This is a genomic window from Stenotrophomonas sp. YJH_SMC_82 (genome assembly GCF_059368875.1).
This window is the reverse complement of the sequence record NZ_JCAFSE010000001.1, coordinates 489,866-501,998: the sequence shown is the minus strand read 5'-3', so window position 1 is coordinate 501,998 and position 12,133 is coordinate 489,866. Positions and strand designations below refer to the sequence as shown.

Genomic DNA, 12,133 nt, shown 5'->3' with positions numbered 1-12,133 from the left:
ACCCGGGACGTTGGGTGAAGGCGGATGCGGCTGGACTCAGTGTTGCAGCATTCCCAGGACACGCAGTTGCCCGGCCAGCTCATCACTGTTGCGCCACGGCAGGATCGGCGAATTGCCGCGCTCGTCCGGCGGGGTGTCCGGCAGCGCGTCGGACCCGCCACCTGCCCCTGCAAGCGGCAGCAGCGGCCGCTTGTGCAGCCAAACCTCCGAGATCGTGCAGGCGCGCCCACCGCTGACGATGCAGGCATCACCGGCAAGGGCCATGATCAGGTTGCGCGCATCCCCCATGCCACAGGGCACCACCACCGTGGCCGGCCAGTCGGCCGGCGGCATGCTGCCTTCCGGGATGACGCTGGGCACCTGGCCACCAGCTGCGCGCTCGAACGCGTCGCTGCCAGGATCGGCACCGCCCAATATCGCCAACGGTGGTTTACGGAATGCGGTACGCATGGGCGGTTCCGAAGCCTCGGAAGGAAGGGTCACGGTGCCCTGCCCGCTGGAGCCGCACCATGCACCGATCACAAAACATTAACACGTTCATAAAATTCCCTTCACATTACTGGGGGATATCGCCATGCCTTGGCGTTAACGGCCTTGTTGTCCGTCAACCAAGGAAGTTGTCCGATGAATCACCCGCTGTACGGCCGTTCGTCCCGCTCCCTGTCGCATCGCCCGCTGGCGCTTGCCGTCGCCAGCTCGCTGCTGCTGGCCACCGCACTGCCAGCCATGGCCAGCGAATCACTCGAGGCCTGGCAGCAGCAGCGCCAGCTGCAGGCCGCGTGGGCGCAGCCCGCTGCCAGCACCGCACCTGCAACCACGGCCACGGCAGCTGCCGCCAGCAGCACCGCCGTTCTTGGCAATCCCGGCGATCCGGCCAGCTGGCGCAGCGACGAATTCAACGCCGATTGGGGCCTGGGCGCGATGGGCGCGGACTACGCCTATGCGCGCGGCCTGACCGGCAAGGGCGTACGCCTGGCGCTGTTCGACTCGGGCTCCGCACTGGCGCATCCGGAGTTTGCAGGACGCAATACCTCCAGCATCACCATCGGTGCCGACTGTGCGACGCCGGGCGTGGTCGCAGGGGCCGGCGCCTGCGGGCAGACCCGCGGCGAACAGCCCGGCTACAACTACTACGGACTGGGCGCCGGCGTTCCGGCCTCACTGGCGGCACGCCTGATCGCCGCCGGCCAGCCCTATGGCTTCAGCTACGCCGATCACGGCACGCATGTGCTTGGCACCATCGGCGCCAACCGCAATGGCACCGGCATGCATGGCGTGGCCTTTGGTGCGGATCTCACTGCCGCCCGCGTGTTCGGTGACACCTACTACGAGTGGCGCCTGGACCCGGACAGGTTCTATCGTCCGCGCGCGGTGTACCGCACCGATCCGGATGATGCCGCCACGCTGGACATGTATGCGCAGATCCAGGCGCAGGGTGTACGCGCCATCAATCACAGCTGGGGCATTTCCACGCGCAACATGACCGCCGCCGCGCTGGACCAGCAGTACGCCAGCATTGGTGCCGACTACGGCGTGTACGGCAGCATCTACGCCAACAACGGCAATGCCCCAGGCTCCACTCTCATCCAGGTGTGGTCGGCTGGCAACGGCAGCGGTGCGGTTGCCGGCATCACCGCCTCGATGCCGCGCTGGAAGCCCGAACTGGAACCGTACTGGCTGGCGGTCGCCAATGTCCGCCGGCCCGACGCCGCCGCAGGTGAAACCGACTACGTGATCGATGGCAGTTCCAGCATCTGCGGGGTTGCCGCCAACTGGTGCATCTCGGCCCCCGGTACCGATATCGTCAGCACCATCGTCTCCGGCGATATCCAGGGCCGCATCGAGAACACCTCCGCCTACGTGCGGCTGATCATCGACAGCGAGAACACCAACTACGTCTACGGCACCAAGACCGGCACGTCGATGGCCGCCCCCCATATCACCGGCGCCCTCGGCCTGCTGATGGAGCGCTTCCCGTACCTGGACAACGCCCAGGTCCGCGACGTGCTGTTGACCACCGCACGCGATCTCGGCGCGCCAGGCATCGATGCAATCTACGGCTGGGGCATGGTCGACCTGCGCAAGGCCATCGAGGGCTATGGCTCGCTGCGCGTGGACACCAACGTGGTGATGAACCAGAGGGCCGGCGGCCTGAAGGTCTGGGAAGGCGATGCGTGGGACAACTGGACCAACGACATCGGCGGCCCCGGCAAGCTGACCAAATCCGGTATCGGTTGGCTGCGCCTGAGCGGCAACAACAGCTTCAACGGCGCCGTGGTGCAGGACGGCATGCTGGAGTTGAACGGCGCCAACACGCTCACCTCGGCGGTCGAGGTCCAGGGTGGCCGGCTGCTGCTCAACGGCAGGCTGGTCTCCACCGCCCTGACCACCACCGGTGGCGTCAGCACGGTCAGCACCAGCGGCGTGCTGGATAACAGCAACCTGGTAGTCAACGGCGGCGTGGTGTCCTTCAACGGCACGCAGACCGGTGGCACCACCACCGTCGGCGCCGATGGCCTGCTGAAGGGCGTCGGCACGCTCGGCAACACCCGCGTGGACGGCATCATCGCGCCGGGCAACTCGATCGGCACGCTGACCATCAACGGCAACTACGTGCAGGGCGCCACCGGCGTGTATGCGGCGGAGCTGGCACCGGGTAGTCGCAGTGACCAGCTGCACGTGACCGGCACCGCCACCCTCGGCGGCACCCTGGTCGCCCTGCCGGAACCGGGCGTGTATTACCTCGGCGAACAGTTCAACGTCCTGCGTGCCGACGGTGGCATCAGCGGCCAGTTCGCCAAGACCGACTTCAGTGCGTTCTCGCCCTTCCTGCAGTTCAGCCTGGCCTACGGTGCCAATGGCACGCGCATCGACGTTGCCCGTGGCGCTTCGCTGGCCACGGCTGCCAACACGCCCAACCAGCGTGCGGTGGCGGCCGCCGCCGACCTGCTGCCGATCGCCCAGGGCCTGCCCAAGCCGCTGACCCAGCTGTTCCCGCAGCAGGTCGGTGGCGTGCTCGATGGCCTCAGCGGCGAGCTGCATCCGGCCACGGCCATCGCCCTGGTCGAGGGCAGCCGCTACGTGCGCGATGCCGCGTTGTCACGCCGGGCCGGCGCCGCCGCACCCGGCAGCGACGTGGGTGATGCGACGGGCGCATGGGTGCAGGCCATCGGTGGCAACAGCAGGCTGGACGGTGACGTCAACACCGCCCGCACCGAGGCCAACAGCAACGGCCTGCTGGTCGGCATCGACCGCGAGTTCTCCGGCTGGCAGGTCGGCGTGCTGGCCGGTACCGGCCGTACCGACGTCAAGCAGCAGGACCGCCGCGCCAAGTCGAAGATCGACAACACGCACTTCGGTGCCTATGCCAGCCACACCTGGGGCGGCTTCGGCCTGCGCGGTGGTGTGGCGTGGAGCAAGCACGAGGTGAAGAGCACGCGTGAAGTCGCCTTCGCAGGTTTCAGTGACAGCCTGAGCGCGCGTCACGACGCCCGCACCCGCCAGGCCTTCATCGAAGCTGGTTATCGCTTCGGTGGCCCCGAAGCCGGGCTGGAGCCGTACCTGCAGGTGGCGCGCGTGGAAGTGGACCTCAAGCGCATCAGCGAACGCGGTGGAGCAGCGGCGCTGCAGGGCAAGGTGGACGACACCGGAACCACGATCGCCACCGCCGGCGTGCGCTTCGACAAGGGGCTGAAGGCTTCGTTCCAGCAGGACAGCTGGCTGCACCTGCGCGGGGGCGTCGGCTATCGTCGTGCCTCGGGGGATCGCAGCCAGGTCGCCAACCTTGCGTTTGCCAATGGCAGCTCCACGATCGCGGTCAACGGCGCGCCGATCGCCGACAACGCGGTGGTGGCCGAACTGGGCCTGTCGGCGTGGCTCACCTCGCGCCAGCAGCTGGAGCTGGGCTACAGCGGCCAGTTCGGCAGAGAGAGCCGTGACCATGGTGCGAATGCACGCTGGTCCGTGCGTTTCTGATCTGTGCCTGCAGTGCGATGAAAACAGAAGGGGCGGCCGATCGGCCGCCCCTTCTGCTTGCAGGTGATTCCCTTTCAGCTCAGGCGCACAGAGCCTGCATGGCCTGCGCTGTGACCTCGACGATCTGCCCATCCACGATGTGGACGCTGCGACCCGCGCACGCCGCCAGCTCCTTGTCATGCGTCACCATGATGATGGTCATGCCGCCCTGGTTGAGCTCACGCAGAATCTCCATGACCCCCTGCGACATCTGCGAGTCCAGGTTTCCGGTCGGCTCGTCAGCCAGCAGCAGGGCCGGCGTGCCCGCGATGGCGCGGGCGATCGCCACGCGCTGCTGCTGCCCGCCCGACAGTTCGCCGGGATAGTGCGACATGCGGCTGCCCAGTCCGACCTGGGCCAGTGCCGAGACCACACGCTGCCTGCATTCGGCTGCCGCCATGCCACGGTAGCGCAGGGGCACCTCCACATTGGCCTGGATGGTCAGATCCGGAATCAGGTTGAACGCCTGGAACACGAAGCCGATCTTCTCGTTGCGCAGCGCGCTGAGCGCCGCGTCGCGCATGCCGCCAACATCCACGCCACCGATCGCGTAGTGGCCGCCGGAAAAGCCCTCGAGCAGACCGAGGATGTTCAGCAGTGTGGACTTGCCGGAGCCGGAAGGGCCGGTAATCGAGAGGAAATCGCCCTCATGCACCGACAGGTCGATGGAGCGCAATGCATGGGTCATGACTTCACCCACCTGGAACACTTTGCTGACGCCTTGCATCCTGAGCATGGGAATTCTCGCTTGCAGATGGAAGCAGCGACCGGCCAAGGCCGCTGCGGGACTCACAACGAACGGATGGCCGACACCGGCGCGATGGCCGCGGCACGCAGCGCCGGCAGCAGTACCGCCGCCTGGCCCAGCAGCAGCAGGATCACCGCACTCACCGGCAGGTACAGCAGTGGCAGGCGCGGCAGTTCGTAGAAGCGCATCAGGGTCAGGTTCATCGCGTAGGCCAGCAGAGCCCCGGCCGCGATGCCGATGGAGACAATCAGCAGGTTCTCGATCTGGAAATAGCGCATCACATCGGTGCGCGTGGCCCCCAGCGCGCGGCGGATGCCGATCTGCTTGCGACGTTGCTCCACCCAGTAACTGGCCAGTCCGACTATGCCCAGGGCAGTGGCAGCCAGCAGTGCGATGATGACACCGCCCAGCAGCCCCATCATGACCCGGTCACCTTCGAAATGCCGCTCGCGCAGTTCGGAGATCCGCCGGCTGCCCTCGACATCGAACACCACGTCCGGCGCGACACGGCGGATTGCCTGCTGCGCATCGCGCATTACGCGGTTCATGTCGCCGGCCTCGGCGCGCACCAGATAGCGGCCGGTCAGGCGCGGCCCCTGCGATGCGGGCACGATCACCGACCAGTCCGAGCCCTTGGCTTCACCGCGGCCGGGGCGGGATACGGCCATGTGCTCGACCACGCCGATCACCCGCAGCCGGGTATCCATCGCCCACAGGCTCTTGCCCACGGCGTTTTCACCGGGCCAGTAACGTTGGGCCAGCTCCTGGGTGACCAGCGCCGGGGGATTGGCCGGCACCAGTTCATCGGTCGGTGCGAACTCGTCCGCACCGGGCATGCGCCCCCCCACCAGGTGCAACTGCAGCGCGTCCAGGGCCACGGCATCGGCCAGGTAGAAATCCAGAACACCGCCGGGCACCTGCTGGTCCTCGTCCAGGTTGACGCCGGCGCGTATGCCCGGGCTGCCGAACGGCATGGCACTGACCAGCCCGGCCGCCGTCACGCCGCTCAGCCCCCGCAATGCACCAACGACCCGCGCGTTGACATCGTTGGCGCGCTCGGCATCGATGCCGTCGAGCTGGATCACCCCCAGCCGTGACTCGTCCAGGCCACTGACCAGCTGCATTGCAGCGTTCCGCTCGATCATCAGGAAGATCGCGTTGCACAGCACGGCGCAGGCCAATGCGATCTCCATCGCGATGAGGAAGGTCGCCAGGCGGTGCCGGCGCAGGGCCGAAAGTACGATGCCGATCTGCATGGTGGTTCCTCTACAGAAGCTTCAGTTGGGCGATGGGCTGGACCGCACTGGCACGGATCGCGGGAATCAGGCTCGCCAGCAGGCTGGCCAGCACCGACAGCGCCAGGGTGAACAGCAGCATGGTGGTATCAAGCCGCGCCAGGTCCGCATAGGCCACCGGCTGGCTGCGCACCGCGCTCAGGCCGAGCCAGGTCAGCAACAGGCCCAGCGTGCCACCCAGTGCCCCCACCAGCGCGGCCTCGACCACGCACTGCAGGAAGATCGCCGCGCGGCTTGCGCCCAGTGCGCGACGCAAGCCGATCTCGCCGCTGTAGCGCAGGAACTTCGCCAGCAGCAGACCGACCACATTGGCAATGCAGATCCCGAGGAAGGCGAAGGCCAGGATGGCCTGCAGCTTCACGTCGCTGGGTACCACCTGGTTGAAGTCGAGCCACTGCATCAATGAGCGCAGCCGCGTGTTGTCGGCGTGGCTGATCCGGCCCAGGGCCTTCTGCTCAGCGGCATAGTTCTGCAGGAACCGCTGATAGGCGGCCACCTTGGCGGCGCTGTCCAGCTTGACCCACAGGTGTACCCAGACACACGGCGCGGTCTGCAGCCGGCCGCGCTGCTCCGGCGTGGACCAGCAGGTGAACGGCACGAAGTCGCCGTCATTGATCTCCAGGCTGGAGGTCAGCGGCATGAACAGATCATCGGCCGAGGCGAAGAAGCCCGACGTGTTGCCGCCGCTGAAGCGGCCGCCCCGCACCTTGTAGAACAGCGGCGAGGGTCGCCAGGGCGCGAGCACGCCCACGATGCGCATCGCGGTGTCCTTGACCCGCAGTGTCTGCCCCACACTGTCGCCCCCACCGAACATCTGCTCGTTGAGCTCCGACGAGATCACCACCACACGTGCGCGCGCGTCATCCTCCTCGCGCGACCACCAGCGCCCATGTGCCAGCGGCACCGCGAACATCGTCGCGAAGTCGGTGGTGGTGGAGATCGATGAGCGGATGACCGGTGGCGCGCTGCCCTGATCGGGCCGCAGCTTGACCGGATTGGCAACCACCAGTGTCTGCTGGTCCGCGCGCCCGGACGACCACAGGTCGAAGGCCGAGCGATAGTCCAGCACGTCGTACGGCTCGCGGCCCTTCGAGTTCGGATTGGCATCCAGCTGGGGGTAGTAGAGGTCACCGCTGCGCCCGGGCAAGGGATCGCCGGACAGCAGGTAGACCACGGTCAAGGTGGTCATGCTGGCTCCAATTCCCACCGCGATGGCCAGCACCATCAGGGCGGTGATGGCCTTGCTCCGCAGTGTATTGTGCAGCGCCACCTGCGCGCAGTAGACCAGTCTGCGCATGCCCGCACCCTTTTCTGCACCCTGTATCGACTTCATGTCATGCCTCTCCCCGGACGTGCACGGGCGTGACCCGTGCCGGTTGCCACATGGACCTGCCAAGTTCGTGTACGTGATCGAATCGGGCGCGGTAGGCCTCGGCGCCGTGCATGATCATCACCAGCATGCGGCCATGGCTGCGTGCGAAGATCGCGTCCATCGCAATCTCGCGGCTGGCCGTATCGAGGTTGGCGACCGGCTCATCAAGAATGTAGAGGTCGGCATCCTCGCCCAGCACCATCGCCAGGGCGATCTTCTGCTGCTGCCCTGCCGACAGGGTTTCCGGCAGGCTGTCGGCGATCCCGTCGCCGTCCATCCCCAGTCGCGCCAGCAGCACCGGATCGGCGCCGAGGTCGCGCACCTTCAGCGGAGGGAACTGCAGAGGAAGCGTGATGGCGCGGATACGCGCCGGTCGCAGCAGCTGGCCGGCGACGGGCTGGAAGTACCCGGCCAGGACGTTGGCCAGGGTCGTCTTGCCGCTGCCATTGTCGCCAATCACCAGTGCACGTTCACCGGGTGAAAGGGCCAGGGTGAAATCCGAAAACACGGGAGTGGCGCCGTACCCGTAGCCGATCGACGTCGCCAGCAGACCACCCTCGATGTGCGTGGCCGACGCCGCGGCTGCCGGCGCGGTCATGAACTCCGCCACCCGCACCACCACCACACCGTGGCTGTGCATCTCGGCAATGTTCTTGAAGATGCCGATGAGCGTCGTGGCTGAGCGCCAGAAGGCGTTCATGAAGGCGATGAACGAACCCAGTGTCATCTGTTGGCGGAACACGAACAGTGCGCCGACGAAGATCGAGCAGACATCCGAGATCACCATCGTCAGGTCGCTCGCACCCTGCAGGGTCCTCACCACCCTGAAGCGCTGGTAGGTCGAATCCAGCACCTCGCGCAGGCTGCGGTCATGGGCCTGCACCGTCCTGGGGCCCAGGCCGAACGTACAGACCATCTTGAAGGCAGACACGGCCCGGGTCAGCAAAGAAACCAGTTCGGCCTCGCGGTCACGCTCCACCACGGTCAGCTCGCGGATGCGTCGGCCGACCAGCACGCTGACCGTGGTGGCGATGGGAATGATGGCCATCAGCACCAGGAACGCACGCCAGGAGATGATCAGCAGGGCTGCGATCAAGGCGACGAATGTCACCGCCTGGGTCAGGGTGGTGCGTGCGACCGACAGCATCGGCACCACGCCATCCTTCACGTCCGAGCGGATCCGCGCCACATAGTAGCCAGCCCCCTTCTGCACCACCTCGTCATAACTGCGGCCATAGTAGGCGGTCAGCAACGAGGTCCCGATCCGCTCCACGATGCGGTTATCCACGCGCTGCTGCCACAGCGCGCAGCTGTAGTTGCCCAGGTTGGTCACCAGGCACAGCAGCAGATATGCACCGGTAAGCAGCAGGAAGCGATTGAAATCCTGCCGGCTGGCGGCCTCGTCGAAGATCGCGCGGATCAGCAGCGGATGCAGCAGCCCGCCCAGTCCGCCGAACATCGCGGTGGTGGCGGCCACCGCAAGGTAGCGCCCGCGGAGGGGGCCGAGCAGGATCGCGAAGCTGGCGAGGATGGCGCGCACACTGTGCCGCTGCGCGGTCTGCTCGCGCTGAAGTGGCTGTCCGGCCGGGTGCGGGCGCGCATTCATGCAACCGCCGCCTGCCCCACCCCGGCTCCGTCCACTTCCCGTACCACCGCGCCATGCACATCGAGTGCATCCAGGAAGAACTCGTCCGGCGCCAGCGTGTCGTACCGATGCAGGGCGCGGATCACTCCGGCGATGCCGGTACCGTGGTCGAAGGAAATGCGGAACAGATTCTCGCCCGGCACCGCCGCCATTCCCTCCTCCTCCTCGAACAGATACAGATCGACGATGCCCTGGTACGGTCGCTCCGCCATCTGCAGGTACCTAGGGTCACCGGAGTAGAGATGGGCGTCGACAAACACATCCAGCATGCCCGACAGGCCATACAACAGGCCGCAGAAGCCGGAATACTTGCGATGGAAGTCATCCACCAGCCGATTCACGTCCTGCCACAGGCCGTAACGGATCGCGACCTTGGCGATGCCCGCAGTCCCCTGCTCCAGATAGGGTTCATAGGTGTTGACCTCTTCCGGTGAGCTGGGGAAGGTGGTCACTCCGGTCTCCAGCTCGAAGCCGTAGGAGAGATCGTGTCGCAGTGCCTGCTCGCCAAGCACGCGCCATGCCGGATCACCACTGAGCTGCGACAGCCTCAGCAGGAACAGCGCCACGCCGGCCTGGCCGTAACCCATGCCGATGCGGACGCCACCTTCGTCCTGCCAGTAGGCACCCCGCTCTCCGTGGTGGACGGTGTCTGCAAGCCGCCGCGCCAGCGACAGCGCCCTGTCGAGATGCCCGGGCAGGCCGGTCGCGTGATGCATGGCCAGGTGCGCCATTCCGATACCCGCCATGCCGTGATAGAGCGAGTGATGCGCATGCAACAGGTCACTGCCGTCAGCGCTGTCGAGCAGGCTGCGGGCCAGTTCCACCTCGCCACGCAGCAGCGCCGACCAGGCGATGCCGGCAAGGCCGGTGAGGAACCCCGGCGGTAGCGATGTGCGATCCAGGGCCTGCAGCTCCTGCGCATAGCGCTCCATCACCGCCGGCGACGGCTGATGACCCACCCCATGGAAGGCGTGGATCACACCGGTCGCCCCCAGACCAAGGCTCATCGTGTTGGTGGAGTGCGAGAACGGGTCAAGTGGGAACAGCGTCCGCTCCGGCTGCAGCCGGCTGTGTGCATCCATGAACGCGAGCAGCCGCCGGATACACTGGCGCGGCGCCGGTAACGGGCGCTGCGGCGACGAGAACGGCGCCTGCAGGGTCGCCGGCTGCTGCAGCAGCTGTGCGGCCTCTTCCAGGCCGATACGGTCGTCCACCAGCGCCTGGATGACCTCGGCCACTGGCGTGTACTGCCAGCCGATGTCCTCCATCATCACCGGCAGCACCTTCTCGAACAGGTCGGTGCGGATGTAGGCCATGGCCATCAGCGGGAACAGGCAGTAGAACATCACCACCGCGGTCGCATAGCGGTCATCCCTGAAACAGCTGGCGCGCTTGCGACCCTTCATGATCCGGCGGAATCCGGGCGTGTGGATGTCATCCCACTCATCGCTGCCGTCCAGGAACGCGGCCTCCAGATCGATCAGGCGCACACGCATGTTGCTGCGGTCGACCATGATGTTGGACGGCGAGATGTCACCGATCACCACTCCCACCTTGTGTGCGCGGTCGACCGCGCGAAGCAGACCGGTGAAGATGGTCACGCACATCCCGTAGTAGTCACTACCATCGCGTGCACTGGGACGGGCCTTCATCAGCGGCGAGTGCTTGAGCATCAGCTCGCGAAGATCGAATGCATCCAGGCGCTCTTCCACCAGATAGCTGTTTTCCCAATCGGTGAATGCATCCAGGCAGCGCGGCGAGGCGCCCACCGGGCCCAGCAGTTCCAGATTGCGTCGTTCGCGTGCCAGCCGGCTGGTGGCGTCGAGCCCTTCCCCGTGCATTTCCACATGCGGCCGCGCCTCCTTGATGACCACTTCCTCCCCGGTGACCTGATCCAATGCCAGGTAGACCCCGCCCGTGTTGGAGAACCCAAGCGCGGCCTGCACCTGATAGCGGCCCTCCTTCAACGTCATCTCGCCGGGATCATCCTCGCTGGGGAACGGGTCGGTTTCCCAGGCAGGCACCTCGAAATAGGGATTGCGCAGGTCGGGAACATGGCTGCCGTCGGGCGCGACCAGCATCGGCACCTTCTGGCCGATGAAATCAAGCCGGTACACCTGGCGCATGCCGCCATAGCGGTAATACAGGCAGCGGCAGTCCTTGTAGCGTCGATCGGACAGGATGTACGAGCCATCTTCGTCCTTCAGCGCCCCATGCAGCTGCTCGATGAAGCGCGTGAAGACCGCAAGGTCCAGCGGATAGAGCGTGATGAACTTGCCCGAGCCACCGCGTGGCCAACGCTTGGAGCTCATCATGCGCATCGTGTTCATGTCATTGGCGAACTTGAACTTCACGCGCTCGGCCAGGGCCATCCGGGTGACGGTGCGCAGCAACCGCTGGCAGTTCTCCTGCGTGGCTGAAACGTGGATCTTCCAGCCTTGCGGCGGCAGGTTGCCGGCGACCGGGTCGCCATGCGTCGCCAGGTGCGACCAGACTCCGATGCGATGGATCGTCCACGCCATGCCGGCCGCCTCGATCTCCGCTTCAACGATACTGCGGAAATCTTCGCTGGGCCGGTACTGGTTGTAGCTCAATTCGTAGAACCGCTCGTCGCCCCCCACATAGGCGGCCTTGTCCATGTGGCGTGCTTCACGCAGTGATCGTTGACGCGCTGACATCGTCTCTCCCTGGTCGGTTCCACGGCTCATTTGCCCGGTGCACACATCCGCGAACGCCTCGCACATGCGCGATGGATGCATTGCGGGCGCTCCAGCCTGCAGGCATCGCAAAATGCGGAATGCGGATTCCCTGCCTGCTTCATTCGTAAGCACGGCGTGAAATCCGCCGGCTATCGCTGCAATGCAGCCGCCCGGAATGTCCCTGCAGATCGATGATTGCCACCGTACCTTGCCGCTACATTGCGCAGGCGATTCTCATTCCACAATTGACTTGACTCATTCCAATCGGCAATGCCATTTTCCATCCGCCACGTATAGACCGGGGTTCTTCAGCAACTGCAACAGGGCTTTGAGATTGCGTGGTGCAATCGCGCAGTGAAT

Annotated in this window: 7 protein-coding genes; 1 reads left to right on the top strand and 6 read right to left on the bottom strand. The window is 66.0% G+C overall.

Annotation, left to right across the window (positions count from 1 at the left end):
- Positions 1 to 36: 36 nt before the first annotated feature.
- Positions 37 to 450: an SLOG cluster 4 domain-containing protein gene (locus AC5P53_RS02305; protein WP_049439235.1), complete on the bottom strand. Its 414-nt coding sequence runs from the start codon at positions 448 to 450 to the stop codon at positions 37 to 39.
- A gap of 174 nt (positions 451 to 624) precedes the next feature.
- Here AC5P53_RS02305 and AC5P53_RS02300 point away from each other — a divergent pair, with 174 nt between their 5' ends.
- Complete coding sequence (locus tag AC5P53_RS02300; RefSeq protein WP_495227086.1) at positions 625 to 3,975, top strand: autotransporter domain-containing protein; 3,351 nt, start codon at positions 625 to 627, stop codon at positions 3,973 to 3,975.
- 79 nt (positions 3,976 to 4,054) lie between these two features.
- On the opposite strand, the gene AC5P53_RS02295 is transcribed toward AC5P53_RS02300, so the two are convergent.
- The 5 genes from AC5P53_RS02295 to lanKC are packed head-to-tail and all read right to left on the bottom strand — an operon-like array spanning position 4,055 to position 11,752.
- On the bottom strand, positions 4,055 to 4,750 hold the full coding sequence (locus AC5P53_RS02295; RefSeq protein WP_142235349.1) for an ABC transporter ATP-binding protein: 696 nt from the start codon (positions 4,748 to 4,750) through the stop codon (positions 4,055 to 4,057).
- A gap of 53 nt (positions 4,751 to 4,803) precedes the next feature.
- On the bottom strand, positions 4,804 to 6,018 hold the full coding sequence (locus tag AC5P53_RS02290; RefSeq protein WP_032958343.1) for an FtsX-like permease family protein: 1,215 nt from the start codon (positions 6,016 to 6,018) through the stop codon (positions 4,804 to 4,806).
- A gap of 10 nt (positions 6,019 to 6,028) precedes the next feature.
- Entirely contained in the window at positions 6,029 to 7,354 is a 1,326-nt protein-coding gene (locus AC5P53_RS02285; protein ID WP_288496756.1) for an ABC transporter permease, read from the bottom strand.
- Positions 7,355 to 7,391: 37 nt separating this feature from the next.
- Entirely contained in the window at positions 7,392 to 9,035 is a 1,644-nt protein-coding gene (locus tag AC5P53_RS02280; protein ID WP_014648531.1) for an ABC transporter transmembrane domain-containing protein, read from the bottom strand.
- Positions 9,032 to 11,752 (bottom strand): class III lanthionine synthetase LanKC, encoded by a 2,721-nt coding sequence (lanKC, locus tag AC5P53_RS02275; RefSeq protein ID WP_495227085.1) that lies wholly within the window; start codon positions 11,750 to 11,752, stop codon positions 9,032 to 9,034. The genes AC5P53_RS02280 and lanKC overlap by 4 nt, the downstream gene beginning before the upstream one ends.
- Positions 11,753 to 12,133 lie beyond the last annotated feature (381 nt).